We start from the raw sequence: 25,035 nt of genomic DNA, 5'->3' as shown, positions 1-25,035 counted from the left end.
GTCTCCGGTCTGTGTTGTGGGGTGTCGCGCGAACGGGCCGAACGGTAGGGATGGTGTGGTCAGTCGTCAAATATCTGCAATACGGCATCGCCATATGATTTGCATATGGATTTGCGGCAGCTGCGCTACTTCCTGGCCGTGGCGGAGGCGGGCCACATCACGCGCGCGGCGGAGCGGCTGGGCATGCAGCAGCCGCCGCTGAGCCAGCAGATCAAGGCGCTGGAAGGGCGGCTGGGGCTGACGCTGTTCGAGCGCCATGCCAAGGGCGTCGCGCTGACCGACGCCGGCCGGCTGCTGCAGGACGAGGCGCGGCGGCTCGTCGGCCAGGCCGACACGCTGCAGCGTCGCATGGCCCAGGTGGCGGCCGGGCGGCAGGGGCCGCTGCAGCTGGGCTTCACCAGCTCCGCCGCGGCCCATGCCTTCCTGCCGCGGGTGCTGCGCGAATGCCGCCAGCAATACCCCGGGATCCGGCTGGAGCTGGCCGAGTTCAATGCGGCCGAGCTGACCGAGGCCGTGCAGGAGGCGCGCCTGCATTGCGGCTTCCTGCGCGTGCCGGTGGCGGCACCCGAGGGGCTGGAGTTCGAGACCTTGTTCGACGAGCCGGCCCTGCTGGTGCTGCCCAACGACCACCCGGCCGTGCCGGCCGATGGTGGCGCCGTGCCGCTGGCCGCGCTGCGCGACGACGGCTTCATCCTCGTGCGCCGCCCCGGCGCGCCGGGGCTTTATGCCGAGTTGTTGGTGTTGTGCCGCCATGCCGGCTTCGAGCCGCGCGTCGTCGCCGAGGTGCCACGCATGCTGACCAATCTCAACCTGGTCGCTGCAGGGGCCGGCGTCAGCGTGGTGCCGGCGTCGATGCGTGGCGTGCACGCGCATGCGCTGGCCTATTGCGACATCGCCGAGCTGCCCGGCACGCGGCCGCTGCGCGCGCCGATGACGCTGGTGTCGCGCCGGGCCGAACCGGTCGGCCCGACGGCGACCTTTCTCGCGCTGGTGCGCGAGCTGAATCAGGCGGTCTTCACCGCCGCCGGGTAGTCCGTGTAGCCTTCCGCGCCGCCGCCGTAGAAGCTCTCCTTGCGGGGAGTGGCCCAGGGCAGGTCGTCGCGGATGCGCGCGACGAGGTCGGGGTTGGCGATGAAGGGCCGGCCTATGGCCACCGCGTCGGCGCGGCCGCTGGCGACGGCGTCAAGCGCCATCGCGCGGTCGTAGCCGTTGTTGGCGATGTAGGGGCCTCGGAAGCGGCGGCGCAGCTCGGCGTAGTCGAAGGGCGCGTGGTCGCGCGTGCCGCCGGTGGCGCCCTCGACGACCTCCAGGAAGGCCAGCTGAAGCGGAGCGAGCCGCTCCACCACATGGTTGAACAGCGCCTGCGGATCGCTGTCCTGGCCGATGTCGTTGGCCGGCGTGACCGGCGACAGGCGCAGCGCCGTGCGGCCCGGGCCGATGGCGTCGGCGATGGCCGTCATGACCTCGATGAGCAGGCGGGCGCGGTTCTCGATGGAGCCACCGTAGGCGTCGCTGCGGTCGTTGGCGCTGTCGCGCAGAAACTGCTCCAGCAGATAGCCGTTGGCGCCGTGGACTTCGACGCCGTCGAAGCCGGCGGCCATCGCGTTCCTGGCCGCCTGCACATAGTCGGCGATCAGCTGCGGGATCTCGTCGGTGGCGAGCGCGCGCGGTACGTCGGTGGGCACCAGCTCGCCCTGGGCCGCATAGGTGCGGGTCTTGGCGGCGCGGTGGGTGGACGACACCGGCGGCTGGCCGCCCGGCTGCAGGCGCTTCACCGAGATCCGGCCCACATGCCACAGCTGGATCACGATCCTGCCACCCGCGGCGTGCACGGCGTCCGTCACCTGTTGCCAGGCTGCGATCTGCTCGGGCGTGTGGATGCCGGGCGTGTCGAAATAGCCCTGGCCGTCGGGGCGGATCTGCGACGCCTCCGTGATCAGGAGGCCGGCACCCGCGCGCTGGCGGTAGTACTCGACGTGAAGGCCGTGCGGAGTCTGGTGCGTCGCGCGGTTGCGCGTCAGCGGCGCCATGACGACGCGGTTGGCGAGCTGGATGTCGCCGAAGCGGACGGGGTCGAAGAGGGTGGGCATGTGCTGGATGGAGGCAAAGACGATGGCCGCAAGGCTAGTCGCAACGCACTTTCCCCGGTTCGGCGCGGTTGATAGGGGTGTGTTAGCGACAATCACCCCATGCTCGCCTACCGCCACGCCTTCCATGCCGGCAATCATGCCGACGTCCTCAAGCACCTGGTGCTGACCCGCGTGCTGCGCTACATGGGCGAAAAGGACAAGCCCTACACGCTCATCGACACTCACGCCGGCGCCGGCGGCTACTCCGTCGAGGGCCGCTATGCGCAGAAGAACGCCGAATACGCCGGCGGCATCGCCAAGCTCTACGACAGTCCCGGTCTGCCCGCGCCGCTGGCCGACTACGTGAGCCTGGTGCGTGCCTTCAACCCCGACGGCCAACTGCGCCAGTACCCTGGCTCGCCGGCCATCGCCAACTTCGTGCTGCGCGAGACCGACCGGCTGCGTGCGTACGAGTTGCACCCGACTGACCACCGCATCCTCGCAACCTACCTGGAAAGCCGCCCCAACACCCAGGTCAGCGACCGCGATGGTTTCGCGTCCATCAAGGCCGAGCTGCCCTCGCCGACGCGGCGCGCGGCGCTGCTGATGGATCCGCCCTACGAGATCAAGACCGACTACGCCAAGGTGCTGGCAGCGTTGCGCGAGGCGCTGGAGCGGGCGCCGGACACCGTCGCCATGGTCTGGTACCCGCAGCTGCAGCTGCTGGAGTCCACCCAGCTCGCGACGCGCCTGAAGGCCAGCGCGGATGCCGCCGCCAAGAAGGGCTGGCTGCATGTGCGCCTCACCGTGGCCCAGGCCGACGAACGTGGCTTCGGCATGATGGGTAGCGGCATGTTCATCGCCAACCCGCCGTTCACGTTGCACGACGAGCTGGCCGAATGCCTGCCGCTGCTGGTCGAGCGGCTGGGCCAGTACGACGGCGCCAACTACGTGCTCGAGCAAAAGGCGGTATGACGGAGAGCAAGCCCGTCACGATGGAGCAGATCGCCGCGCTGGCGGGGGTCTCCACCATCACCGTGTCGCGAGCGCTGCGCGACAGCCCCTCGGTGACGCCGGCCACGCGCGAGCGCATCAAGACGCTGGCCGAGGCCGCTGGCTACCGCTTCAACCACCATGCGCGCAACCTGCGCTTGCGTCGCAGCCACATGGTGGCCGTCATGCTGGAGATGCAGCCTGACACCGACCGCCCCATGACCGACGCCTACCCGCTGCAGCTGCTGGGCGGCATCACGCAGGAGCTGACCTCGCGCGGCTACAGCGTGCTGCTGTCGGCCATGCAGGGCCCCGGCCAGGGCATGGCGGCGTCGGCGGACGGCGTCATCCTGCTGGGCCAGGGCGCCCATGGTTCGGCCGTGAGGTCGGCCGCGGCCATGGGCCTGCCGCTGGTCGTCTGGGGCGCCGAACATGGCCGCGGCGACGCGGTGGTCGTCGGCGGCGACAACGCCCATGGCGGCGCCAGCGCGGCCGAGCGCCTCATGCGCCTGAACCGGCGTGAGCTGCTCTTCCTCGGCGACGTGCGCCATGCCGAGATCCGTGACCGCCAGCAGGGCTTCCTGAAGGCGTTGAAGAAGGCCGGCCTGAAGGCGCAGACGCTGACGCCCGCGGCTTTCACCTTCGGCGCCGGCTTCACGGCCGTACAGGCCCATCTGGCGAATCTTGGCCGAGGCGGCGGCAAGGCGCCCGATGGCTTGTTCGCGGCCAGCGACCTGCTGGCCATGGGCGCCGTGCGCGCCTTCACGGATGCGGGCCTGGCCGTGCCCGACACGGTCTCCGTGATCGGCTACGACGATTCGCCCGCGGCGCAGAGCTTCGCGCCGCCGCTGACCAGCGTGCGCCAGGACTGGCACCATGGCGGCGTGCTGCTGGCGCGCAAGGTGCTGGACCTCATCGCCGGCCAGGCCGCGGCCAGCGAGATCATGCCGACCGAACTGGTCGTCAGGTCGACCTAGTCAAGCACCACCTCCGTCCGCACGACGCCGGCGCGCTCCGCGCTGGCGCTGAGTGCCAGCCGTGTACCCACAGGAGCCCGCACCACCCACTCCGCCACCGCGCGGTCGCCGGTGGGGTGCTTGTTGAACAGGAAGGCGAGCTGGCTCTGCTTGGGCGCATGCCCCTCCAGTTGCGGGCCTTCCATGCGCTCCTTGCCGTTGACCAGGCTGACGGCCGGGTCGTTGGCGGGCAGGTGGATCTCGAACATGACGCCGCGCACCGTCTTGCGCTCCAGCGCCCGCTGCGTCACGTAGGCCGGCAGGTAGCCGGCGTTGGCGACCGCCATGCGCACCCGCCACATGTCGGGCCCCAGCGCCCGCACCTCGGTGCGGATCAGCTCCAGCTTGGGCAGGCTCATCGCGATCTGCGTCAGCCAGGCCGGGAAGCGCGCGGCCTCGCGCTCGCGCAGGGCCGGCGGCGGGTTGCGCCAGTAGTTCATCTTGTCCCAGCCGCCGATCTCCACGGCGCCCAGCTGCGGATGCTGGAAGGGCGTCCAGTCGACATGGGCCTGGCCGCCGCACTGCTCGTCACTCCACTTCAGCAGCTTGAGGTCATCTGCCACCGGGTGCTCGCGGTACCAGTCGATGAACTTGTCGACCGCGACGCCGGCCTCCTTGTTGGGCGACCACAGCTCCACGACCCAGAACAGCGCGCCGAGATGCTCGTAGACCCAGTCCTGGGTGCCGGTGATGACCTCCTTGGGGTGATAGCGGAACTCCTCGTAGATGCTGACGGCGGGGTAGCCCGTGTGCTTCTCGCCCAGTGCAGAGAGGTTCTGGAACAGCCACAAGTCCTCGGGCGTCATGTCCGTGTCGCTGCGCGTGCCGCAGGGGCGCAGGATGACGCCGCTGTGGGTGTGGAAGCTGACGGCCGCGCCGATGTTGGGATGCTGGGTGATGAAGTCCACCATGGCCCGCACCTCGGGCTCGCTGGTCGGGTAGGGGCCGGCGCCCAGCTGCTGGTACTCCTGGCGCCATTCGCCGGGGAAGTTGCGGTTCAGGTCCAGGCCTTCACGGTCGGGGTTGACCTTGACCGTCAGGCCGTCGTGGTTCCTGATGAAGCCCTCGGGGATGAGGCGGTAGTACTCGCCGCCGAATTCGCCGGGCTCGCGCGCCACCATCAGCCGCGGGTCGCCGGCATGCTTCTTGTAGCCGCCATGCGGGTCGGGCACGCGCAGGGTCAGGATGCGGCCGTCGCCGTCGATGTCCTCGGCGGTCAGGCCGTCGACCGGCTCCTCGGTGTAGGGGTAGGGCCGGGTGGAGCTGCGGATGTGGCGCGGCCGGTCGGCCAGCGCCAGCTCCGCGCCATCGGGGTTGAGGCGGGGCACCAGATAGAGCGTGCGCGTGTCCAGCAGGCGGCCGATCTGCTGGGCCTCGGCCGACGTGCCGCCCTGCTCCTTCAGCAGCCGGTTCAGGTAGTACAGGCAGGTCGTCGACGCGGTTAGCTCGGCCGCGTGGATATTGCCGTCCACCCACAGTGCCGGTTTGTCGATGTCCATGCCTGTGGCCAGATTCGTGACGACGACCACCCAGATGTCGCGGCCCTCGTAGCTTCTGCCGATGGAGCGCACCGACACCAGGTTGGGACGCGCCTCGGCGTAGGCGAAGAGCAGGGCGGTCAGTTCGTCGTAGCGGTAGAAATGATCGAAGCGCGGGCTGGGCAGTGGGCTGGGCATGGAGAGCGGTGTCCCGGCGGGCGGGACTGGGGCGTCTGGAATGCGGCGGATTGTCTGGAGCCCGCCCGCGCGCAGGGCCCGGGGTTTGCCCTGGGCGGCCCTCACTGGCCCTTGAACAAGGCCTGGAACTGGCGCGACACCGGCAGCTTTTCGTCGCGGCCGCGCAGCGTCACGACCATGGTGCCCTCGTCGACGCGGATGGCGCGCGCGATGCAGCGGCTGTTGACGAGCACGCTGCGGTGGATCTGCCAGAACTGGTCCGGGTCCAGCTGCGTCAGCAGCTCGCGCAGCGGCGTGCGGATCAGTGCATCGCCGCCCTGGTGGACGACGCGGGTGTAGCGCTGGTCGGCCTCGAAATAGAGAATCTCGTCCGGTGCGATCAGCTGCACTTCGCGGCCCATGCTGGCCTGGATGGGGCGCATGGACGGCCTGGCCTGGGGCAGGCTGGCCAGCAGGCGCTGCAGGGCGCTCGTGTCGGGCGCGGGCTGGGCCAGGCGCGGGCGCAGCCGGGCCAGCGCCTGCGCGAGGCGCTCGTCGTCGACGGGCTTGAGCACATAGTCCACGGCGCCGGCGTCGAAGGCGGCCAGCGCATGGTCGTCGAAGGCCGTCACGAACACGATGAGCGGCGGCGTGGCCAGGGCCGACAGCCGGCGTGCCACCTCCAGGCCGGTCAGGCCAGGCATGCGGATGTCGAGGAAGGCGACGGCGGGCTCATGGACCAGGCAGTCGTCCCAGGCTTCGACGCCGTTGCTGCTGGCGGCCACTATGTCCAGCTCGGGCCACAGGCGGCCCAGCGCGGCGCGCAGTTGTTCTCGCGGAGCTTCCTCGTCGTCGGCGATCAGGGCGGTGGTGTTCATGGCAGCGTCAAGGTGGCCAGGCAGCCGGGGTTGGCGTCCTGCAGGGTCAGGGTGGCTCGGGGGAAGGCCTGCAGCAACCGGCGGCGCGTGTTGGACAGGCCCACGCCCTCGCTCCAGCCGGGCGCGAGGCCGGGGCCGTCGTCGCTCACGCTCAGCACGAGGCGCCGGCCGTCGCGGCGCGCGGCGATGCGGACATGGCCTCCGCGCAACTGCGGCTCGATGCCATGGGCGATGGCGTTCTCCACCAGTGTCAGCAGCAGGCCCGGCGGCAGCAGCAGGTCCGGCTCGGCCGGCACGTTGATGTCGAACGCCAGCCGCTGCCCCAGCCGGGCGCGCATGATGGCGAGGTAGCGCCCCACCATCTCGATCTCGTCGGCCAGCGGCTGCAGCTCGCGCTCGAACCTCGGCAGCGTCGCGCGCAGATAGGCCGTGAAGTCGCGCAGCAGCGTCGCGGCGCGGGCGTCGCCGGTGTCCACCCAATGCTGCAGCGAGGCCAGCGTGTTGAACAGGAAATGGGGCTGGATCTGCGCCGTGGCCAGGCGGGACTGCAGGCGCAGCGCCGCGTCCTGCTCGGCCAGTTCGCGCAGCCGGGCCTCGATCTGCTGGGCGCGGAACAGGGTCAGCAGCCACCAGGCCGACAGCACGGCGGTCAGGATGGCCAGCACCAGCGGCAGCTGGGCCTGTGTCTCCTCCCGCCGGCCCAGCTTGACGCACAGCACGCCCGCCCCGCCGACGACGGCGCCGATGGCGTAGCAGGCCAGGTTCAGGCGCTTGGTCGTGGGTGCCTGCCACAGCCATCGGGCCACGGCCAGCACCAGCCAGCCCAGGCCCAGCGCGGCCGGCCATGTCCACAAATACCTTCGGTGGAGCGGGATGGTGACGGCCAGCAGCAGCAGCAGGTTCACATAGACGTAATGGTCGATGCCGCGTGGCCAGGGCTGGCGGCCGGCGCGCGCCATCTCGTCTGCCGTGAAGACACGGCGCGGGCCGGGGTAGAACCACTGCGACCAGTCGGTGGCGAGCCAGCGGCGCAAGGGGGAGAGGGCGGACATGGCCGCAGTCTAGGAGGGCGGGCGCGCAGGCCGCACCGGCTTGAGGCGAACGGCAGATCGACGCGCATGGATGGTTATTCGACCGATCGGTCGGGAAAAGTGCAGAATGCCGGCATGCCTGCCTGGACCGCGCTTGACCTCGAACGCCGCGCCGACGGCGTCGCCCTGCTGACGATGAACCGGCCCGCCGTGTTCAACGCCTTCGATGAAACGCTGATCGCCGAGCTGGACGCGGCCTTCGAGCTGCTGGGTGGCGACGATTCGGTGCGCGTCATCGTGCTGGCCGGGGCCGGCAAGCATTTCAGCGCCGGCGCCGACCTGCAGTGGATGCAGCGCGCTGCCGCCGCGTCGCGGGACGACAACCTCGCCGACGCACGCCGCTTCTCGGCCATGCTTGCGCGCATCACCCAAACGCCCAGGCCGACGATCGCTCGCGTGCAGGGGGCGGCGCTGGGCGGCGGCGTCGGGCTGGTGTGCGCCTGCGACATGGCCGTGGCGTCCGAGGCGGCGAGCTTCTCGGTCAGCGAGGCGAAGATGGGCATCCTGCCGGCCGTCATCGGCCCGTACCTCGTCAACGCCGTGGGCCCGCGCGAGGCGCGCCGCCTGGCGCTGACGGCCAGCCGCATCGCCGCCGCGGAGGCGCAGCGCGTGGGTCTGGTGCAGTGCGTCGTACCGGCCGAGGGGCTGGATGCCGCACTGGATGCCTGCATCGCCGACCTGTTGGCCTGCGGCCCCGCCGCCCAAGCCGAGATCAAGCAGCTCTACGCCCGGCTTGCGCCCGGTCCCGTGACCGCCGAGGTGCGGGAGCTGACGGCCCAGACTATTGCCCGCGTGCGCACCACGCCCGAGGCCCGCGAGGGTTTCGCGGCCTTCCTCGGCAAGCGCAAGCCCAACTGGACATCCTCCGAATGACGCTGAACGACTCCCGCATCCTCGTCGTCGGTGCCGGCCTGATGGGCGCCGGCATCGCCCAGGTGGCCGCCCAGGCCGGTCATGACGTCGCCCTCTTCGACGCCCGCGCCGGCGCCGCCGAAGCCGCCAAGGCCAAGCTGGCGCAGACGCTGGAGGGCCTGGTCGCCAAGGGCAGGCTGGCGGCCGACGCCGCGCAGGCGGCACTCGCACGCATCACGCCCGTCGACGCGCCCGCGCCGGCTGATCTCGTCATCGAGGCCATCGTCGAAAACCTCGACGTCAAGCGCGCGCTGTTCGCCGAGCTGGAGGCGCTGTTGCCCGCCGAGGCCGTCATCGCGACCAACACCTCGTCCATCTCCGTGACGGCGCTGGCCCGCGGCATGCAGAGGCCCGAGCGCCTGGTCGGCATGCACTTCTTCAATCCCGTGCCGCTGATGAAGCTGGTGGAGGTGGTGTCTGGCCTGGGCACGGCGCCCGAGGTCGCGCAGGCCGTCTTCGACCTTGCCCAGCGCTGGGGCAAGACGGCGGTGCACACGCGCTCCACGCCGGGCTTCATCGTCAATCGCATCGCCCGGCCCTATTACGCCGAGGCGTTGATGCTGCTGCAGGACCGTGCCGCGGCGCCCGAGCTGATCGACGCCTGCCTGCGTGCCGCGGGCTTCCGCATGGGTCCTTGCGAGCTGATGGATCTGATAGGCCATGACACCAACTTCGCCGTGACCAACTCGGTGTTCGCGGCCAACTTCTTCGATCGCCGCTTCACGCCGTCGCTGGTGCAGCAGGAGCTGGTGGACGCCGGCTTTCTCGGTCGCAAGAGCGGGCGCGGCTTCTACCGCTACCCCGAGGGTGCGCCTGCCGTGCATCACGACGAGTACCCCCGGCCTGAGGCGAAGCGGCTGGTCGTGCATGGCCAGGGCGTCGTCGCGGATCGCTTTGCCGCCGCCTTCGCGCAGGCCGAGCGCCAGCCTGCGAGCGACTGGGTCGGCCTGGAGGCCGACCGCACGCAGATCCGGCTGACCGACGGTCGCACCGCCCGCGAGATCGCGGCAGAGCGGGATCTCCGGGCACCGGTCATCGTCTTTGACCTGCCGCTGGGTGCCGGTTCGGACCTGGCCTATGCCAAGTCCGGCAATGTCAGCGACCCCGTGGGCTGGCTGGCGGCACTGGGATTCAAGCCGGTGGAGATGGCTGATGTGCCCGGCCTCGTCGTCGCGCGCACGATTGCCATGCTGATCAACGAGGCTGCCGATGCCGTGCAGCAAGGCGTGTGCGACGAGGCGGGTGCCGACTCGGCGATGAAGCTGGGCGTCAACTACCCGGCCGGGCCTTTCGAGTGGCTGGCGCTCTGGGGCGCCGATGCGGTCGTCGCGCTGCTGGACCGACTCGACTCCTATTACCGCGGCGAGCGCTACCGCGTCAGCCCCTACCTGAGAGCAATGCCGACATGACCCACGCCTACATCTGCGACGCAATCCGCACGCCCTTTGGCCGCTACGGCGGTGTGCTGTCCTCCATCCGCACCGACGACCTCGGCGCGCTGCCGCTGAAGGCGCTGATGGCGCGCAACCCGGGCGTGGACTGGGCCCAGGTGGCGGACGTCATCTACGGCTGCGCCAACCAGGCCGGCGAGGACAACCGCAACGTCGCGCGCATGGCCGCGCTGCTTGCCGGCCTGCCGCAGGACGTGCCGGGCGTGACGGTGAACCGCCTGTGCGGATCGGGCCTGGATGCCGTGGGCATTGCCGCGCGCGCCATCCGCGCCGGTGAGGCCGGGCTGATGATCGCCGGTGGCGTCGAGAGCATGAGCCGCGCGCCCTTCGTGATGCCCAAGGCCGAGTCGGCCTTCAGCCGCGCGAATGCGGTCTACGACACCACCATAGGCTGGCGCTTCGTCAACAAGCTGATGAAGGCACGGTACGGCGTCGACTCCATGCCTGAGACGGCCGAGAACGTGGCGACCGACTTCGGCATCGCCCGCGAGGCCCAGGACCGCATGGCGCTGGCCTCGCAGATGAAGGCCATCGCGGCACAGCAGCGCGGCTTCTTCGAGCGCGAGATCGCTCCGGTGGAGGTGCCGCAGAAGAAGGGTGACCCCGTGCGCGTGCTGCTGGACGAGCATCCGCGCGAGACGAGTCTGGAGGCGCTGGCCAGGCTGAAGGGCGTCGTCAAGCCCGACGGCAGCGTGACGGCCGGCAATGCCAGCGGCGTCAACGACGGTGCCTGCGCGTTGCTGCTGGCGAGCGAGGCCGAGGCCGCGCGCCATGGCCTGAAGCCGCGCGCCCGCGTCGTCGGCATGGCCACGGCCGGTGTCGCGCCGCGCATCATGGGCATAGGCCCGGCACCGGCGACGCGCAAGGTGCTGGCGCTCACCGGCCTGACGCTCGCGCAGATGGACGTCATCGAGCTGAACGAGGCCTTCGCCGCCCAAGGCCTGGCCGTGCTGCGCGACCTGGGCCTGGCGGACGACGACGCCCGCGTGAACCCCAATGGCGGCGCCATCGCGCTGGGCCACCCGCTGGGCGCCAGCGGCGCGCGGCTGGTGACAACGGCGATCAACCAGCTGGAAGTGAGTGGCGGCCGCTACGCGCTGTGCACCATGTGCATAGGCGTGGGTCAGGGCATAGCCCTGATCGTTGAGCGCGTCTAGCGCCCGCCCAGGTAGCGTTTGCGGCGGAAGATGAACCACAGCCCGAAGGCCACACCCAGCATCAGCAGGGCCGCGTCCCAGAAGCCGTTGGTGTTCTTGATCAGCGGCATCCACTCGAAGTTCATGCCGAAGATGCCGGTGATCAGGTTGAGCGGCAGGAAGATGGCCGTCAGCACCGTCAGCACCGTCAGCGTGCGCATGATGCCGTTGGTGCGGTGGCCCAGCGCGCTGAAGTGCATCTGCACCGCGGATTCGGCCGAGGACTGCAGCCGCCGCACATGGGTCAGCACCCGCTCCACATGCTCCAGCACGTCGCGCGAGCGCACGCGCAGCAGCTCGCGCTCGCGGTTGGCCTGCGGGTCGCCGTCGGCGGGCCATTCGTCCAGCGCGTCTATCCACTCCTGGATGGCGGCCCGCTGGTCCTCGCAGGTGTCCTCCAGCCGGTGCAGCGCATCGCGGCTTTCCAGCAGCAGCGGCCAGTCGTTGAACTCGCTGTTCTGATCCAGCAGCACGCGCTGCAGCGTGGCCAGCTGGCGCGTCAGCAGGCGGCGCAGCTCCAGATAGCTGTCCACCATGTGGTTGACCATGCGCAGCATCAGGTCGGCGGGGCTGGCCGGCATGCGGGCGCTGCCGCGGGCGGACTTGTCGCGGCCTTCGGTCAGCCGGTCCAGCTTCTGCGCGAAGAACTCGCGCACCTGGCAGTCGGTCGGGTGCACCGTGATGAGGACGCGGTCGAAGACGGCGAAGCCCACGGGACTCGTGTCGATGGCGCGCAGCGCCCGCTGCGCCGAGGCCAGCGTGCCATGCTCGTCGTCGACGAAGAGCTCCTGGCTGCCCGGCGCGGCGGCCAGCCGGCGGAACACCAGCATGTCGTACCAGGACGTGTAGTCGAAGTGCGAGGGCAGCTGGTTGTTGATCAGGTCCGCCACATGCAGGTCGACGAGGCTGCCGCAGCCCCATCGCGCCAGCGCCTGCTGGGCGGCCGTCTCGCCCACCTCGAACTCGCGCCGGCCATAGCCCAGCCACAGGAAGCCGCGCTCGGGCAGGGCTTCGGGCAGGGCCGGCAGCTCGCGAAAGCCGTCGGGCTCGATGTGGAAGACACGCACCGGCTCAGGCCTGCTTCAGCAGCCGCGCCGCGTCGAGTGCGAAATAGCTCAGCACACCGTCCGCGCCGGCGCGCTTGAAGGCCAGCAGCGATTCCATCATCACGGCGTCATGGTCCAGCCAGCCGTTGGCCGCCGCGGCCTTGACCATCGCGTACTCGCCGCTGACCTGGTAGGCGAAGGTGGGAACGCGGAATTCGTCCTTCACACGGCGCACGATGTCCAGGTAGGGCAGGCCGGGCTTGACCATCACCATGTCGGCGCCCTCGGCCAGGTCCAGCGCCACTTCGCGCAGCGCCTCGTCGCTGTTGCCGGGGTCCATCTGGTAGGTCTTCTTGTCGGCCTTGCCCAGGTTGGCGGCCGAGCCCACCGCGTCGCGGAAGGGGCCGTAGAAGGCGCTCGCGTACTTGGCGCTGTAGGCCATGATGCGGGTGTGGATGTGGCCCCGGGCCTCCAGTGCCCGGCGAATGGCGCCGACGCGGCCGTCCATCATGTCGCTGGGCGCGACGATGTCCACGCCGGCGTCGGCCTGCACCAGCGCCTGCTGCGTGAGGATCTCGACGGTGCGGTCGTTGAGGATGTAGCCGGTCTCGTCGAGCACGCCGTCCTGGCCATGGCTGGTGAAGGGGTCCAGCGCCACGTCGGTCAGCACGCCCAGCTGCGGGAAATGCTGCTTCAGGGCCCGCACCGCGCGCGGCACCAGGCCGTCGGGGTTGAGCGCCTCGGCGCCGTCCGGCGTCTTCAGCGCGGCGTCGATGACGGGGAACAGGGCGATGACAGGCACGCCCAGCGCGACGCATTGCTCGGCCGTGTTCAGCAGGTGATCCAGGCTCTGGCGCGACACGCCGGGCATGGAGGCGACGGCGTCCAGGCGGTTCTGGCCCTCGTGGATGAAGACCGGCAGGATCAGGTCGCTGGCCTGCAGCGCATGCTCGCGTACAAGGGCGCGCGTGAAGGCGTCGCGACGCAGGCGGCGCGGGCGCGCCGCAGGGAAGGCCGGGGGGATGGGGGCTTGGCGGGTCACGTCGAATCCTCGGACGGGGCAGTCAGTTGAGGGGGCTGCGGCCCGGCACGTGATGGACAACACATCCAGACGTCATTTATTCGTGACGCCACCGCTCAAGCGCGCTAAACTTGTCAGCGAATGATAGCCGCAAGGTGGTCATTCCCTGCTTTTCCTCCCTGAGCAGGAGCCTTAACGTGATGACAGCGATAAGGCTTTCTCGGCCCCGGTCCAAAACCGGGGCTTTTTTTTGCCTGCGCGCCGCATATGTTCGCGCGGCCTCTTCGCGCCGCCGGTTCCCGCGCATTTGTGGCCGGCGTTTTGACGGTCTTCGCTGACAGCCTCGGGGTGGTTGCCGCTGCCCATAATGCCCGCATGCTCTGGGTCAAAGCCTTCCACATCGTCTTCGTCGCCGCCTGGTTCGCGGGCCTGTTCTACCTGCCGCGCATCTTCGTGAACCTGGCCATGGTGCCGGCCGACAGCCATGCCGAGCGCGAGCGCCTGCTGCTGATGGCGCACAAGTTGCACCGCTTCAGCAGCCTCCTGATGGGTGTCGCGCTGCTGCTGGGGCTGTGGGTCTGGCTGGGTTTCGGTGCGGGGCGGTTTGCCGGCAGCTACTGGCTGCATGCCAAGCTGCTCCTGGTCGTCGGCGTGGTCGGCTACCACCACATGAACCGCCGCCTGCTGCGCAGCTTCGAGGAACTGTCCAACCGCCGCAGCCACCGCTGGTTCCGCGTCTACAACGAGACCGCCGTGCTGCTGTTCGCCGCCATCGTCGTGCTGGTGACGGTCAAGCCCTTCTGACGGGACGCCCCGATGCGCCGCCGGCAGAGTTCCGCGACCTGGCTGTTGCTGGCCCATATCGGCCTGATCCTGTACGCCAGCCTCTACCCGTTCTGGCCCTGGCGCTGGCCGCCGGGCATGGGCCTGCCCTGGCTGCTCGACCTGCCCTGGCCGCGCCGCTTCTGGGCCTTCGATGTGGAGGCCAACCTGCTGGGCTACATCCCGCTGGGCCTGCTGGGCTTCGCGGCGGCCATGCGCTCGGGCTGGGGGTTGGGCCGGGCCCTGTTGCTGGGCTTCCTGCCCGGACCCGTACTGTCCTTCGCGATGGAGACGCTGCAGTTCTTCGTGCCAGGCCGCGTGCCCTCGCTGTCGGACTGGGCGCTGAACTCCGCCGGCAGCACGCTGGGCGCTGCGCTGGGCCTGGTGCTCAACGCCCTCGGCGGGCTGCAGCGCTGGCAGGACATGCGGGATCACTGGTTTGGCGCCAGCAGTGCACCGGCGCTGGCGCTTCTGGCTCTGTGGCCGGTGGCGCTGCTGTACCCGACGCCGCTGCCCTTCGGCCTGGGCCAGTGGTTGCCCTGGTGGCGCGAATCCCTGGTCGATGCGCTCGCCGGCACGCCCTGGGCGCTGTCCTGGGGTGACGCCGTCACGGTGGAACATGACCTGCCGCCGGGCCTGAGCGCGCTGGCCATCGCGCTGGGGCTGCTGGCGCCGGTGCTGCTGATGATCACCGTCGCGCGGCCGGGCCTGCGCCGCCTGGCCCTGGCCGCCGGCGCGGTGCTTCTGGGCCTGCTGGCCACGGCCACGATCACGGCCATGACCTTCGGCCCCGATCACGCCTGGGCCTGGCTCGGCGAGACCACGCGGCCGGGCGTCGGCCTGGGCCTTGCGCTGACGTTGCTGGCCTGCCTGCTGCCCTCCCGCGTGGCGGCGGCACTGGGGCTGTTCGTGCTGTGCGCGCTGATCGGCCTGATGAGCATCGCGCCCGGCGACCCCTATCTGGCGCTGAACATGCAGGCCTGGGAGCATGGCCGCTTCATCAACCTCTACGGGCTGACGCGCTGGCTGGCCTGGACATGGCCTTTCGTTGCACTTGTCTGGTTGGCGGCGCGCCTGGTGCAGAAACCCGAATGAGACAATGCCCGGCGATGAGTTACTACCAGCGCCACGTTTTCTTCTGCCTGAACCAGCGCACCAATGGCGAGGCCAGTTGCGGCGACCATGACGCGCAGGGCGCCTTCGACCACTGCAAGTCCCGCGTGAAGCAACTGGGCCTGGCCGGCAAGGACGGCGTGCGCGTCAACAAGGCGGGCTGCCTGGACCGCTGCGCCGGCGGGCCGGTGGCCGTCGTCTACCCCGAGGCTGTCTGGTACTCCTGGGTCGACCAGAGCGACATCGACGAGATCGTCGAAAGCCATCTGCGCGACGGCCGGGTCGTCGAGCGCCTGGTGCTGCCGGACAGCGTCGGTCGATGAACGCCCAGACCGAGAAGCGCCTTGTCCCAGGCCCGGCCGGCCGGATCGAGGTGGCCATTGACCTTCCCGCCGATGGCGCCGCGCCGGTCGGCACGGCGTTGATCTGCCACCCCAACCCGACCCAGGGCGGCACGATGGACAACAAGGTCGTGCAGACGCTGGCGCGTGCCTTCATCCAGCTGGGCTGGCGCGCCGTGCGCTTCAATTTCCGCGGCATCGGTCAGTCCGAAGGGGGTTGGGACGAGGGCCGCGGCGAGGTCGATGACGCGCTGGCCGTGCTCGATGCCGTCCGCGCGCCCGGCGAGGCGCTGATCCTGTCCGGCTTCTCCTTTGGCGGCTACGTCGCGTCGCGCGCTGCGCAGCGCATTGCCGACCCGGCGCAGCGCCTTGTGCTCGTCGGCCCCGCGACCAGCCGCTTCGACACTGCCCCCGTGCCGGCCGACACCGTGGTCATCCACGGCGAGGTCGACGACGTGGTGCCACTCGCGGCCGTGCTCGACTGGGCCCGGCCGCAGAGCCTGCCTGTCACCGTCGTTCCCGGCGTGGGCCATTTCTTCCACGGGCAGCTGCCGCTGCTCAAGTCCCTGGTGGTGCGCGCCTTCGACCCCGCGCGCGCCTGAACTGATCCGATGAAACGAATCCTCGCCACCCTCCTCGCCGCGCTTTCGCTGACTGCCCAGGCCCAGGCCCCGCTGCCGCCCGAGGTCGCCGCGCGCAACTACGTGCTGATCGACCTGACCGCGCACAAGACGCTGGCCGAGCGCGATGCCGATGCGCCGCAGGACCCGGCGTCCCTCACCAAGCTGATGACGGCCTATGTCGTCTTCGGCGCGCTGCGCGATAAGAAGCTGACGCTGGAGCAGGCGCTGCCCGTGTCCAAGCGCGCCTGGGACGAGCGCAAGGGCGACCCCTCGCTGATGTTCATCGACACGACGATGACGCCCAAGGTCGACGAGCTGCTGCGCGGCCTCATCATCCAGAGCGGCAACGACGCCGCCGTGGCGCTGGCCGAGGGCGTGGCCGGCACGGTCGAGAACTTCGTGCAGCTGATGAACCGCCAGGCCCAGGCCTGGGGCCTGAAGAACACCGAGTTCAAGAACGTGACCGGGATGAGCGAGCCCGGCCACAAGGCCAGCGCGCGCGACATCGCGATCATCGGCGCCCACATCATCACCGACTTCCCCGAGTACTACGCCTACTACTCGCAGCGCGACTACACCTACAACAAGATCCGCCAGGACAACCGCAACCTGCTGCTGCGTCGCGACCCGACGGTGGACGGCATGAAGACCGGCTACACCGACGCCGCAGGCTACTGCCTGGTCGCCAGCGCCAACCGCGACTTCCCCAACGGCAAGCGTCGCCTGCTGTCCATCGTCATGGGCACGTCCTCCAAGGAAGCGCGCGCCAGCGAGAGCCAGAAGCTGCTGAACTGGGGCTACACGGCCTTCGACGCGGTCAAGATCTTCGACGCCGGCAAGGCTATCGCGACAGTGCCGGTCTGGAAGGGCGAGGTCAAGGAGGCCAAGCTGGGCGCGGCCGACGCGGTGTTCGTCGCCGTGCCGCATGGCGACGCGGCCAAGCTGCAGACCCAGGTCGAGCGCACCGACCCGCTGGTGGCGCCGCTGAACAAGGGCCAGCGCGTCGGCACGCTGCGCGTGACGACGACGGCCGGCGTGGCGGTGGCCGAAGTGCCACTGATCGTGCAGGACGCCGTGCCGGTAGCCGGCATCTTCGGCCGCGCGTTCGACGCCATCCGCCTCTGGATCAAGTGAGCCGCGAGGACCGCGCCATGAACCTGCCGCCCGACATCCCGCCCGAGCAGTCGCTCATCGAGTACCCGTCGCGCTTCCCCATCAAGGTGATGGGCGCGCATGTGGAGGGCTTCGTCGAAGCCATCACCGCCGTGGCGCTGCAGTTCGATCCCGCCTTCGACGCCTCCTCCATCGAGCATCGCCCGAGCAAGGGTGGCAACTACCTGGGGCTGACGATCACCATCACGGCCACCAGCCGAGAGCAGCTCGACGAGATCTACCGCACGCTGACCACCCATCCCATGGTCAAGGTGGTGCTCTGATCAGCTCGAAGCGTCGGCGGCTTGCATGGCCTTGAGCTTGGCCTTGGCCGCTTCGTCGCCGTTCCTCGCCGCGACGTCGTACCAGTAGCGCGCCAGCCGCTCGTCCGCCGCCACGCCCAACCCCGTTTCGAACATCGACGCGACCAGGTATTGGGCGCCGACGTCGCCGGCCTTGGCGGCCTCCAGATACCAGAGATTGGCCCGGGCCATGTCCTGCGCGCGGCCGCGGCCCAGGTAGTAGCAAGTCGCGACGGCCAGCGCGCCGTCGCCATCGCCATGCTCGGCGGCCTGCTCGAACCAGCCGCAGGCGACCCTGGCATCGGGCCTGCCATGGCGGCCCTGCTCGATCATCTCGCCCAGCGCGTTCTCGGCCAGCGCCAGCTTGCTGGCTGCCGCGCGCCGCAGCAGCTGCCAGGCCCTGGCGTCACTGGCGCCGGGCAGCTCCCGGCGCAGATGCATCATCGCCAGGTTGAACTGGCCCAGTGCCTCGCCGCGTCGGGCCGACTCGGCGAAGCCCCGGGCCGCTGCCTTCAGGTCGCCCGCGTCGTAGGCGGCCAGCGCGTCGGACAGCGGCGCGGCCCCGGCCAGCGAGGCGGCAAGCAGCAGGGCGGCGATCAGCAGCGTCTTCATCGGGGCGGCTCCTCGGGTGCTGCAAGGGCTTGCGGCGTCTGCCTATGATGCCTGCATGATCGTCAAGACCCTCGGGCGGGTCGAATACCTGCCCACGCTGGAGGCCATGCGCGCCTTCACGGCCTCGCGAGACGCCGACACGCCCGACGAGCTGTGGCTGTGCGAGCACCCGCCCACCTTCACGCAGGGCCTGGCCGGCCGGCCCGAGCACCTGCTGTTGCCGGGCGACATCCCGGTCGTCGCCACCGAACGCGGCGGCCAGGTGACCTACCACGGCCCCGGGCAAGTGACGGCCTATCCGCTCGTCGACCTGCGGCGCCTGGGCATCTTCGTCAAGGAATACGTGTTCCGCCTGGAGACTGCCCTCATCCAGACGCTGGACAGCTATGGCGTGACCGGGCTGCGCGTGGGCGGCGCACCGGGCATCTATGTGCGCTCGGCCGACCCCAGCGGCCACGCGGCGCTGGCCGGCCCGGCCGACCCGGCGGACACCTTCCGGGGCCTGGCCAAGATCGCCGCGCTGGGCATCAAGGTCAGTCGCCACTGCACCTACCACGGCCTTGCGCTCAATGTCGCGATGGACCTGGAACCCTTCCTGCGCATCAACCCTTGCGGTTACGAAGGCCTGGACACCACCTCACTCGATAAAATCGGGGTTTCCACCGACTGGTCCACGGCCGCCGGGCGACTCGCAGAGCGCCTGACTGCCCAGCTCACTCCCTGACATGACCGACACGACCTACGACCCCAGCGTCAAGCAAAAAGCCGAGGCCAAGACCTCGCGCATCCCCATCAAGATCGTGCCGGCCGAGGTGTTGAAGAAGCCCGACTGGATCCGCGTCAAGGCCGGCTCGCCGAGCACGCGCTTCTACGAGATCAAGCAGATCCTGCGCGAGCACAAGCTGCACACGGTCTGCGAGGAGGCCAGTTGCCCGAACATCGGCGAATGCTTCGGCAAGGGCACGGCCACCTTCATGATCATGGGCGACAAGTGCACGCGCCGATGCCCGTTCTGCGACGTGGGCCATGGCCGCCCCGACCCGCTGGACGTCAACGAGCCGCTGAACCTGGCCAAGACCATCGCGGCGCTGAAGCTGAAGTACGTCGTCATCACCAGCGTGGACCGCGACGACCTGAAGGACGGCGGCGCCGGCCATTTCGCCGAGTGCATCACGCGCGTCCGCGAACTCAGCCCCACGACGCAGATCGAGGTGCTGGTGCCTGACTTCCGCGGCCGCGCCGACCGCGCGCTGAACATCCTGAAGGCCGCGCCGCCGGACGTGATGAACCACAACCTCGAGACCGCGCCGCGCCTGTACAAGGAGGCACGCCCGGGCTCGGACTACCAGTTCAGCCTGGACCTGCTGAAGCGCTTCAAGCAGGAAGTGCCGGGCGTGCCGACGAAGAGCGGCATCATGGTGGGCCTGGGCGAGACGGACGACGAGATCCGCCAGGTCATGCGCGACATGCGCGCGCATGACATCGACATGATCACCATCGGCCAGTACCTGGCGCCGTCCGGCCACCACCTGCCGGTGCGCCGCTACGTGACGCCGGACGCCTTCAAGCAGTTCGAGAAGGAAGCCTACGAGCTGGGCTTCACGCACGCGGCCGTGGGTGCGATGGTGCGCTCCAGCTACCACGCGGACCAGCAGGCCCACGCGGCGCTGAACCCTGTCAGTGAAGCGAAGTAAATGAGAAAATAGCGAAGTGGATGAGAAAATAGCGAAGCTGATGCTCATCTCCCCTGCTGTTTTTCGACTCCATCCGGCGCTGGCCAAGTAGCCAGCGCTCACGGCCAACGTGTCCGCGGATCTTCCTGACGTCACGATCTCGGCCTTCCCACGCGGCGACAGCTGCTGGCGTATTGACTGGTTTGGGGAGATCGCCTTCCCGGACCGCATGGTCCGCCGCCGGCAACCTTCGGTCCTCGTTTACCTGTCGCGGGTCACCGCCAGCGGCTTTGAGGACGATCCCTCAGTGCTGCTCAGCGCCAGCAGCACGGCCCCAGCGGCGTGGCAGCGCAAATGCTGGGTTTCCGTCGGCACGCTGACCCTGCTGCGCGTCGGCGACATCTGGCGCGACCAGCGGCCCTACCTCGCCCCCGACTACCAGGTCGAGACGTTCGACCTCGATGTCGGTGACGACACGTCGGATTTGGTGAAGGCTGGGCTGAGCCGCGATGGGGGATTCCTGCTCCCGCTGGAGCACCACCCCTGGCACCTGAACAACACCCACGCCTATTGCCTTGCGGTGGCGCTGCCGGACGGCAGGGAAGTGGTCGTGCCCTGCATGGAGCTGGTCCGCTTCTATTTCGGGTCGTCGAGCAGCTTGTTGACGCGCCTGTTCACGCCGCCGCTGAGCCGGGACAGCTTGCTCACGAAGTCGGTCTTCGGGGCGTCCCGCAAGCATTTGCATCTGACGCTGGCCGAGGGCGTATCTGCGGCTTCGGCTGTCGACATCGGCCGGATGGCGACCAGCGAGGTCGCATGGCGGGCGGCCTTGCAGGTGGGCACCTCCTGCCTGCTGGCGTCGACAACGGGCGCGCCTCATGGTGTTCATCCCAAGACGAGCTTTCCGTTCCAAGGGCGGACGGTCCTGACCGCCGCCGGCAAGTGGTTGCCTCGTGGTGATCGGGCGGAGGCGACCTTCGTGGTCTTCAGCCTGCGGCAATGTGAATGGCCCTTCAAGTTTCGGTCGCTGGAGTACCGCCTGTCGGGCCCAGGCAAACCGCGGCGCCAGGTTGGGGCCGCCGAGCCAACACAGCCAGCTGTGCGATCGCAGCGGCAGGCCGAAGATGCCAAACATCTGCCGCTTGTTGAGCGCGATGCCGGTCATCGCCTGGCCGCCAGGCATCGAAGCCTGCCAGGCGGGCACCGATTCCCCGATCTCGCCGACAAGCACATTTGGGGCTCGCGGAAGATCCAGGCGACGGGCACGGCGGCCATAGCGTCCAGGAGCGCGGCAGGCCCCATTCCGGCTGGCGCCCTGGGGGAGCCGGGGTCAAGCCAGCGGATACGACCCCTGGAGGTCGCTCAGGCGCTCAAGGCCGATGGACGGCCAGCGATGCCAGCCTTCCTGAAGGACGTGGTCGAAGCCTTGACCGCCGTGCCTGGCCTGGAGGCGAATCTGTTGACGGCGGCTGAGGATGATGGGTGGACGATCCCGGTCAATTTGTTGGCCGATGAGGACGGCGTGATTGACCAATACCTTTTCGTGGCGGCACCGGACGGGACGGGGCGACCGCGTCGCGTGGCCGTGTTCGACTTGCAGGGCGCGCAACGCTGCGATGCGCTGGCGGTAATCGAATCGGAGCCGTTTGTGGCGGTGCACTACGACGACTGGACTTCAACGGTCCAGGGGGCCTTTCCCGGTCTACTGGAGCTGGTTTCCAAAGACTTCGTCGCGGCGGTTGAAGCACGCCGGGCCGGCCACGCTCCGACGACACTTTCCGCGATGCATGAACTGCTCAACTCAGAACGAGAAGGTCTCCAGGCATGGCTCATGGAGACGCTCATGGGCCTGTGAGTCGAAGGAGTCCCCCTCAATTTCAAAGACGGGGCGGCATCCGGGGCGCCCGGGGGGCGGTCTTCGTGCCCCGCCCCGGCGCCCACAATGCCTCCCGTGGGGCGCCCTGAATGCCTCCCAAAGAAGACGATGGCAAGGAAAACGTTGCACGAGCAGATGCCTACGCACAGATCCAATAAATACAGCGGGGGAGGCCCTGAGTGCCCTCCCCCGTACGGTTCGTAAGTGGCCGCATTCGGCGTCTTGGAACCCATACTGGCGACCAGGACGGCAAAGGCAGCAACAACATGACAGCGACGAGCCCCAAACCAGAAGCAGCGCCCACAGACAAGAAGGTGGCCGCGAAGTGGACCAAGACTCTTGCCGAGTCCGGCTGGACCTCGTTTCCGAACGTCATCTTCGAGCGGCAGCAAGCGCTTCAACTGTCGCCGCTCGACATCAACATCCTGCTGCACCTGGCCGGCAACTGGTGGAACCCGGGCAGCAACCCATTCCGTACCAAGAAGTCCTTGGCACTCGCAATCGGCGTCCACCCCCGGACGATCCAGAAGCGCATTGAGGAAATGGAGCGCTGGGGGTACATCAAACGCATCTACCGGAAGGCAGGTGTGGGAGACAACTTGCCCAACGAATACGACCTGTCAGGGCTGATCGAAAAGGTGAGGCCCTTCGCCGAGGAGAAGATTGCTGAGCGTGCGAAGCGTGAGGCCGAGCGCATGGCGACCATCACGCGGAAAAAGCCGCTGAAGGTGATCGCAGGCGGAAAGTAGCTTTTGGCGGCGTAGCTCAACGGATAGAGCGTCGGCGCGAATGCCACCTGCTGAGGGTGGCTGGCGATGAAAGGGTGGCCCCTCATCGTACCAACGCCGGAAATCCCGGTTCGACTCCGGGCGACCGTTCCCCTCAATAGCGCTGCCTCAGTTGCCCCATCGCTTTCCAAACCGTCTGTGTGCGCTCGTAGGCATACCTATGCGATGGTGAGCGTGCTTGCCAAGCCAGGCATCTCAGCAGCTGCCGTACGGTGGGCGGCTTCCCGTTGAGCCTCGTGACCCAAATCGCAGCCTCGGCTGCAACGCAGCGTGAGACCGTGGGAATGGCCTCCGCACCAGCAATGTGCGTGTCTCGACCATCGACGCCATTCATGGCCCCAATGGTGCAATTTCCGAGTCCGCGTGCCAACGCTCATGCGCCCCGGGGTTTTCTCTAGCCTCACGAAATGACCTGGATCACGCCATGAGCCACCAGCCACGCATGCTGGCCGTGCGCTGATTGTTGACAGGTAAGGTCAGCGCACTAACCACGCAATGGAGCGGCAAAGATGGCGAAGAACCCAAGCTACAGCATCAACGTGACCGGCGGCGACGGTGTCGCCGTCGGCACGGGCAACACCGTGTCGGTCATCAAGAATGAGAAGCATGTGCATAACCACAAGTCGCGCGGCAATGACTCCGGAGACGACGGCTCTGGGATTCCATTTGCTATCGCCATCGGGGGCGCCATCCTCATGGCAGCGTTCGCGTACTTCTTCGCACTGCATGCCGACACGGTCTATTGGTGGGCGCGTGGCCTGGCCTATCTGGAAGCGGTTGTGATCGCCGGGGGGCTGTTAGCGAGCGGGCGACGAGGCGAGGCTCTTCCTTCGGCCAAGGTTTGGATCTTGGCAATTCTGGCTATGGTGGCTGCAGCCGCCACCACGAGTGCGCATCAGGCGTACTTGCCTGCGTTGAGTGACATTGCGGTTCATGCCCGCGGCGGGACCGAGTTTTGGTGCGGCCTGAGTGTGTTCGGGAAGCAGTACGCCCTGCAACACGCCACAAGCACCATCGTTGGCTTCATCCCGGGACTGCTCTTTTGCTTGCCGCCCACCGTTGGGTTTGGGCTGAGGTCCGTCCTGGGGCTGACGTTCTCGACTCCGAAACTGGAGTCGTGGGCTCTTGTCCTCGTCGGCGGCATTCTGATCGTGGGCGGCGCGCTGCTCCATACGGACATGGGGAGCGAGTATTGGAAGAATTGGTTCAAGGAGCCGCCCTCATTCATGTGCCCGGCACCCAAGGCTAACGGTCGGTAGTTGGTCAGGAGCGGTTGCTGCGGCGACCCTCAACTCGCGACCTTCAAGGTGAGCAGGCGGGCAGTAGCCGCACGATGTTCAACGCATCCGAAAGCGCCCGGTGATGGTCGCCACGCAGCGTCATCTCGACGATCTGAAGTGCGGTGGCCATGCCCACCTGCTTGATCTTGCGGGCTTTGGCGAACTCCGCCTTGAGGTTGCGGTGCAGGAGCCCGGCCAGCGGATTGGCTACGCCATGCCAGGCGCCTTCGCGCTCGATTTGACGGCGGTCATAGGCACCCCAGCTTCCCCAGAATTGCCCGTGGTGCAATTGGGCGAACGCGGCCAACTCGGCCGCCGCCATTGGCCAGGTCGACGCGGCGTCGATGCTGGCCTGCCCGATGTGGGTCAGCGACCGGCAGAACTCGGTGAGCTGAGGCCTACGCGTGGGCCGCACGAGGCGCTGGAAGGTGTCGATGGCCTCGCCGTCAGGCGTGGCCCAAACGGCGCCCACCTCGATCACTTCCATCTCCTCGGGCGGAATGCTGCCGTCGTCGGCACAGGTCGCCTCCAAGTCGATGACGAGGACGAGCGACTCGGCGGCTGGCGAACTCACGGTGGGCCTGCAGGGACGTTGTCCTGTTGCATCGGCGCATCGGCCCGCAGCGACGGTTGCTCCACCGTGCGGGTGATGTAGCTGCCCATCGCCACGCCGCGCCCATGCATCGTCCGCCAGGTGTCGAACTTCCAAAGCTCCGGCAGGTGGCGCAACGTGACGACGACCTGTCGACGCCAGTCGGCGTCCAGGACGCCGGAGTTGCGCAGCTCCACGAGGAACCGGATGCTGTCTTCCAGGGCGTCCAGCACCTGCTCGACCCGCGCGGGTTCCGCCGTGTCGAGCGCCAGCCAGTCGTCCAGGTTCTTGGGCAGCACGTCGGCGAGCGTCAGGGCCTTGGCCCGGGTGTTGTCGTCCAGGCTGGCCACCTGGACCAACTCGCTCAGCAGCTCGGGGTCCCAGTCCAGGGCGCGGCGCAATTCGTCGGGCATCGTCATGGTCAGGACCTCGTTGCACTGCGGCCGGTTGGACTCGATGTTCGCAGGTGCGCACCGTCAATGTCGCGACGCTTGGCGGCAGACAGCATCGTCCCGGCGTGAGCGCTTCTGCGC

At 68.8% G+C, this 25,035-nt stretch carries 27 protein-coding genes and 1 tRNA gene; 18 read left to right on the top strand and 10 right to left on the bottom strand.

Annotated features, from left to right (window positions below; translation table 11 throughout):
* Window positions 1-105: 105 nt before the first annotated feature.
* Window positions 106-1,032, top strand: a complete 927-nt coding sequence (locus JOY88_RS11070) for a LysR family transcriptional regulator (protein ID WP_293502396.1) — start codon at window positions 106-108, stop codon at window positions 1,030-1,032.
* Here the strand turns inward: JOY88_RS11070 and JOY88_RS11065 are convergent.
* On the bottom strand, window positions 1,005-2,090 hold the full coding sequence (locus JOY88_RS11065; protein WP_293502394.1) for an alkene reductase: 1,086 nt from the start codon (window positions 2,088-2,090) through the stop codon (window positions 1,005-1,007). The two genes, JOY88_RS11070 and JOY88_RS11065, sit on opposite strands and share 28 nt — an antisense overlap.
* 99 nt (window positions 2,091-2,189) lie before the next feature.
* Between JOY88_RS11065 and JOY88_RS11060 the strand changes: the two genes are divergently transcribed.
* A complete protein-coding gene (locus JOY88_RS11060) occupies window positions 2,190-3,044 on the top strand; it encodes a 23S rRNA (adenine(2030)-N(6))-methyltransferase RlmJ (RefSeq protein WP_293502392.1) in 855 nt (284 codons plus the stop codon).
* Complete coding sequence (locus JOY88_RS11055) at window positions 3,041-4,039, top strand: substrate-binding domain-containing protein (RefSeq protein WP_293502390.1); 999 nt, start codon at window positions 3,041-3,043, stop codon at window positions 4,037-4,039. Before JOY88_RS11060 ends, JOY88_RS11055 begins: the two co-directional genes overlap by 4 nt.
* On the opposite strand, the gene JOY88_RS11050 is transcribed toward JOY88_RS11055, so the two are convergent.
* The 3 genes from JOY88_RS11050 to JOY88_RS11040 all read right to left on the bottom strand — a co-directional run bounded on the left by JOY88_RS11050 (window position 4,036) and on the right by JOY88_RS11040 (window position 7,663).
* Window positions 4,036-5,754, bottom strand: a complete 1,719-nt coding sequence (locus JOY88_RS11050) for a M14 family metallopeptidase (protein ID WP_293502388.1) — start codon at window positions 5,752-5,754, stop codon at window positions 4,036-4,038. The two genes, JOY88_RS11055 and JOY88_RS11050, sit on opposite strands and share 4 nt — an antisense overlap.
* Before the next feature lie 101 nt (window positions 5,755-5,855).
* Window positions 5,856-6,611, bottom strand: coding sequence for a LytR/AlgR family response regulator transcription factor (locus tag JOY88_RS11045; RefSeq protein WP_293502386.1), 756 nt, complete (start codon window positions 6,609-6,611; stop codon window positions 5,856-5,858).
* Window positions 6,608-7,663: a sensor histidine kinase gene (locus JOY88_RS11040; protein ID WP_293502384.1), complete on the bottom strand. Its 1,056-nt coding sequence runs from the start codon at window positions 7,661-7,663 to the stop codon at window positions 6,608-6,610. The genes JOY88_RS11045 and JOY88_RS11040 overlap by 4 nt, the downstream gene beginning before the upstream one ends.
* A gap of 114 nt (window positions 7,664-7,777) precedes the next feature.
* Between JOY88_RS11040 and JOY88_RS11035 the strand changes: the two genes are divergently transcribed.
* From JOY88_RS11035 to pcaF, 3 genes are read left to right on the top strand one after another with little or no spacing between them, the layout of a single operon-like run.
* Complete coding sequence (locus JOY88_RS11035; RefSeq protein ID WP_293502383.1) at window positions 7,778-8,575, top strand: enoyl-CoA hydratase-related protein; 798 nt, start codon at window positions 7,778-7,780, stop codon at window positions 8,573-8,575.
* Window positions 8,572-10,023 carry a 3-hydroxyacyl-CoA dehydrogenase gene (locus JOY88_RS11030; RefSeq protein WP_293502382.1) on the top strand — a complete coding sequence of 484 codons (1,452 nt, stop codon included), beginning with the start codon at window positions 8,572-8,574 and terminating at the stop codon, window positions 10,021-10,023. The genes JOY88_RS11035 and JOY88_RS11030 overlap by 4 nt, the downstream gene beginning before the upstream one ends.
* Window positions 10,020-11,222, top strand: a complete 1,203-nt coding sequence (pcaF, locus tag JOY88_RS11025; protein WP_293502380.1) for a 3-oxoadipyl-CoA thiolase — start codon at window positions 10,020-10,022, stop codon at window positions 11,220-11,222. Before JOY88_RS11030 ends, pcaF begins: the two co-directional genes overlap by 4 nt.
* Here the strand turns inward: pcaF and JOY88_RS11020 are convergent.
* Both JOY88_RS11020 and hemB read right to left on the bottom strand, forming a co-directional pair.
* Window positions 11,219-12,328 (bottom strand): magnesium transporter CorA family protein, encoded by a 1,110-nt coding sequence (locus JOY88_RS11020; protein WP_293502378.1) that lies wholly within the window; start codon window positions 12,326-12,328, stop codon window positions 11,219-11,221. The two genes, pcaF and JOY88_RS11020, sit on opposite strands and share 4 nt — an antisense overlap.
* 4 nt (window positions 12,329-12,332) lie before the next feature.
* The gene (gene hemB / locus JOY88_RS11015) at window positions 12,333-13,349 is read right to left on the bottom strand and encodes a porphobilinogen synthase (protein ID WP_293502377.1); all 1,017 of its coding nucleotides are present in this window, start codon (window positions 13,347-13,349) and stop codon (window positions 12,333-12,335) included.
* 354 nt (window positions 13,350-13,703) lie between these two features.
* Here hemB and JOY88_RS11010 point away from each other — a divergent pair, with 354 nt between their 5' ends.
* Genes JOY88_RS11010 through JOY88_RS10985 form a run of 6 tightly spaced genes read left to right on the top strand, consistent with a single transcriptional unit; the run spans window position 13,704 to window position 17,663 of the window.
* Entirely contained in the window at window positions 13,704-14,132 is a 429-nt protein-coding gene (locus tag JOY88_RS11010; RefSeq protein ID WP_293502376.1) for a CopD family protein, read from the top strand.
* Window positions 14,133-14,144: 12 nt separating this feature from the next.
* Window positions 14,145-15,245: a VanZ family protein gene (locus JOY88_RS11005; protein WP_293502374.1), complete on the top strand. Its 1,101-nt coding sequence runs from the start codon at window positions 14,145-14,147 to the stop codon at window positions 15,243-15,245.
* A gap of 14 nt (window positions 15,246-15,259) precedes the next feature.
* On the top strand, window positions 15,260-15,586 hold the full coding sequence (locus JOY88_RS11000; protein WP_293502372.1) for a (2Fe-2S) ferredoxin domain-containing protein: 327 nt from the start codon (window positions 15,260-15,262) through the stop codon (window positions 15,584-15,586).
* Window positions 15,583-16,206: an alpha/beta hydrolase gene (locus tag JOY88_RS10995; protein WP_293502370.1), complete on the top strand. Its 624-nt coding sequence runs from the start codon at window positions 15,583-15,585 to the stop codon at window positions 16,204-16,206. Before JOY88_RS11000 ends, JOY88_RS10995 begins: the two co-directional genes overlap by 4 nt.
* 9 nt (window positions 16,207-16,215) lie before the next feature.
* Entirely contained in the window at window positions 16,216-17,361 is a 1,146-nt protein-coding gene (locus tag JOY88_RS10990) for a D-alanyl-D-alanine carboxypeptidase family protein (RefSeq protein ID WP_293502369.1), read from the top strand.
* Between the two features lie 17 nt (window positions 17,362-17,378).
* Window positions 17,379-17,663: a DUF493 family protein gene (locus JOY88_RS10985; RefSeq protein WP_293502368.1), complete on the top strand. Its 285-nt coding sequence runs from the start codon at window positions 17,379-17,381 to the stop codon at window positions 17,661-17,663.
* Here JOY88_RS10985 and JOY88_RS10980 read toward each other — a convergent pair whose 3' ends face one another.
* Window positions 17,664-18,293, bottom strand: a complete 630-nt coding sequence (locus JOY88_RS10980) for a tetratricopeptide repeat protein (RefSeq protein ID WP_293502367.1) — start codon at window positions 18,291-18,293, stop codon at window positions 17,664-17,666. It abuts the gene before it with no gap.
* A gap of 55 nt (window positions 18,294-18,348) precedes the next feature.
* Between JOY88_RS10980 and lipB the strand changes: the two genes are divergently transcribed.
* The 5 genes from lipB (at window position 18,349) to JOY88_RS10955 (ending at window position 22,721) form a co-directional block, all read left to right on the top strand.
* Entirely contained in the window at window positions 18,349-19,017 is a 669-nt protein-coding gene (gene lipB / locus JOY88_RS10975; protein WP_293502366.1) for a lipoyl(octanoyl) transferase LipB, read from the top strand.
* A 1-nt stretch (window position 19,018) separates the two neighbouring features.
* A complete protein-coding gene (lipA, locus tag JOY88_RS10970; RefSeq protein WP_293502365.1) occupies window positions 19,019-19,987 on the top strand; it encodes a lipoyl synthase in 969 nt (322 codons plus the stop codon).
* A gap of 109 nt (window positions 19,988-20,096) precedes the next feature.
* Window positions 20,097-21,821 (top strand): hypothetical protein, encoded by a 1,725-nt coding sequence (locus tag JOY88_RS10965; RefSeq protein ID WP_293502364.1) that lies wholly within the window; start codon window positions 20,097-20,099, stop codon window positions 21,819-21,821.
* 287 nt (window positions 21,822-22,108) lie between these two features.
* Window positions 22,109-22,591: a helix-turn-helix domain-containing protein gene (locus tag JOY88_RS10960; protein ID WP_293502363.1), complete on the top strand. Its 483-nt coding sequence runs from the start codon at window positions 22,109-22,111 to the stop codon at window positions 22,589-22,591.
* A gap of 5 nt (window positions 22,592-22,596) precedes the next feature.
* Window positions 22,597-22,721: transfer RNA gene (locus tag JOY88_RS10955), tRNA-OTHER, on the top strand.
* A gap of 3 nt (window positions 22,722-22,724) precedes the next feature.
* Here the strand turns inward: JOY88_RS10955 and JOY88_RS23105 are convergent.
* Window positions 22,725-22,964 carry a FecR/PupR family sigma factor regulator gene (locus JOY88_RS23105; protein WP_367269796.1) on the bottom strand — a complete coding sequence of 80 codons (240 nt, stop codon included), beginning with the start codon at window positions 22,962-22,964 and terminating at the stop codon, window positions 22,725-22,727.
* A gap of 175 nt (window positions 22,965-23,139) precedes the next feature.
* Between JOY88_RS23105 and JOY88_RS10950 the strand changes: the two genes are divergently transcribed.
* Window positions 23,140-23,889, top strand: coding sequence for a hypothetical protein (locus tag JOY88_RS10950; RefSeq protein ID WP_293502362.1), 750 nt, complete (start codon window positions 23,140-23,142; stop codon window positions 23,887-23,889).
* A gap of 43 nt (window positions 23,890-23,932) precedes the next feature.
* Here the strand turns inward: JOY88_RS10950 and JOY88_RS10945 are convergent, their stop codons facing one another.
* Together JOY88_RS10945 and JOY88_RS10940 are read right to left on the bottom strand one after the other, a co-directional pair.
* Window positions 23,933-24,484, bottom strand: coding sequence for a 3'-5' exonuclease (locus tag JOY88_RS10945; RefSeq protein ID WP_293502361.1), 552 nt, complete (start codon window positions 24,482-24,484; stop codon window positions 23,933-23,935).
* Window positions 24,481-24,921 (bottom strand): Rpb4 family DNA-directed RNA polymerase subunit, encoded by a 441-nt coding sequence (locus JOY88_RS10940; RefSeq protein WP_293502360.1) that lies wholly within the window; start codon window positions 24,919-24,921, stop codon window positions 24,481-24,483. Before JOY88_RS10940 ends, JOY88_RS10945 begins: the two co-directional genes overlap by 4 nt.
* Between the last annotated feature and the right edge of the window lie 114 nt (window positions 24,922-25,035).

The sequence above is a fragment of the Roseateles sp. genome, assembly GCF_019237615.1.
Classification (GTDB): domain Bacteria; phylum Pseudomonadota; class Gammaproteobacteria; order Burkholderiales; family Burkholderiaceae_C; genus Pelomonas.
Note: the sequence above shows the minus strand (reverse complement) of the source record. Positions and strands in the feature narration are given on the sequence as shown.

What these genes read in the sequence shown, in the direction of transcription:
- JOY88_RS11070 (WP_293502396.1), top strand. Translation starts at nt 106, where the DNA reads ATGGATTTGCGGCAGCTGCGCTACTTCCTGGCCGTGGCGGAGGCGGGC.
- JOY88_RS11045 (WP_293502386.1), bottom strand. Translation starts at nt 6,611, where the DNA reads ATGAACACCACCGCCCTGATCGCCGACGACGAGGAAGCTCCGCGAGAA.
- JOY88_RS10990 (WP_293502369.1), top strand. Translation starts at nt 16,216, where the DNA reads ATGAAACGAATCCTCGCCACCCTCCTCGCCGCGCTTTCGCTGACTGCC.
- lipA (WP_293502365.1), top strand. Translation starts at nt 19,019, where the DNA reads ATGACCGACACGACCTACGACCCCAGCGTCAAGCAAAAAGCCGAGGCC.
- JOY88_RS10985 (WP_293502368.1), top strand. Translation starts at nt 17,379, where the DNA reads ATGAACCTGCCGCCCGACATCCCGCCCGAGCAGTCGCTCATCGAGTAC.
- JOY88_RS23105 (WP_367269796.1), bottom strand. Translation starts at nt 22,964, where the DNA reads ATGAATGGCGTCGATGGTCGAGACACGCACATTGCTGGTGCGGAGGCC.
- JOY88_RS11055 (WP_293502390.1), top strand. Translation starts at nt 3,041, where the DNA reads ATGACGGAGAGCAAGCCCGTCACGATGGAGCAGATCGCCGCGCTGGCG.
- JOY88_RS11060 (WP_293502392.1), top strand. Translation starts at nt 2,190, where the DNA reads ATGCTCGCCTACCGCCACGCCTTCCATGCCGGCAATCATGCCGACGTC.
- JOY88_RS11010 (WP_293502376.1), top strand. Translation starts at nt 13,704, where the DNA reads ATGCTCTGGGTCAAAGCCTTCCACATCGTCTTCGTCGCCGCCTGGTTC.
- JOY88_RS11030 (WP_293502382.1), top strand. Translation starts at nt 8,572, where the DNA reads ATGACGCTGAACGACTCCCGCATCCTCGTCGTCGGTGCCGGCCTGATG.
- JOY88_RS11040 (WP_293502384.1), bottom strand. Translation starts at nt 7,663, where the DNA reads ATGTCCGCCCTCTCCCCCTTGCGCCGCTGGCTCGCCACCGACTGGTCG.
- pcaF (WP_293502380.1), top strand. Translation starts at nt 10,020, where the DNA reads ATGACCCACGCCTACATCTGCGACGCAATCCGCACGCCCTTTGGCCGC.
- JOY88_RS10980 (WP_293502367.1), bottom strand. Translation starts at nt 18,293, where the DNA reads ATGAAGACGCTGCTGATCGCCGCCCTGCTGCTTGCCGCCTCGCTGGCC.
- JOY88_RS10940 (WP_293502360.1), bottom strand. Translation starts at nt 24,921, where the DNA reads ATGACGATGCCCGACGAATTGCGCCGCGCCCTGGACTGGGACCCCGAG.
- JOY88_RS10950 (WP_293502362.1), top strand. Translation starts at nt 23,140, where the DNA reads ATGGCGAAGAACCCAAGCTACAGCATCAACGTGACCGGCGGCGACGGT.
- lipB (WP_293502366.1), top strand. Translation starts at nt 18,349, where the DNA reads ATGATCGTCAAGACCCTCGGGCGGGTCGAATACCTGCCCACGCTGGAG.
- JOY88_RS11000 (WP_293502372.1), top strand. Translation starts at nt 15,260, where the DNA reads ATGAGTTACTACCAGCGCCACGTTTTCTTCTGCCTGAACCAGCGCACC.
- JOY88_RS11005 (WP_293502374.1), top strand. Translation starts at nt 14,145, where the DNA reads ATGCGCCGCCGGCAGAGTTCCGCGACCTGGCTGTTGCTGGCCCATATC.
- JOY88_RS11050 (WP_293502388.1), bottom strand. Translation starts at nt 5,754, where the DNA reads ATGCCCAGCCCACTGCCCAGCCCGCGCTTCGATCATTTCTACCGCTAC.
- JOY88_RS11035 (WP_293502383.1), top strand. Translation starts at nt 7,778, where the DNA reads ATGCCTGCCTGGACCGCGCTTGACCTCGAACGCCGCGCCGACGGCGTC.
- JOY88_RS10960 (WP_293502363.1), top strand. Translation starts at nt 22,109, where the DNA reads ATGACAGCGACGAGCCCCAAACCAGAAGCAGCGCCCACAGACAAGAAG.
- JOY88_RS11065 (WP_293502394.1), bottom strand. Translation starts at nt 2,090, where the DNA reads ATGCCCACCCTCTTCGACCCCGTCCGCTTCGGCGACATCCAGCTCGCC.
- JOY88_RS10995 (WP_293502370.1), top strand. Translation starts at nt 15,583, where the DNA reads ATGAACGCCCAGACCGAGAAGCGCCTTGTCCCAGGCCCGGCCGGCCGG.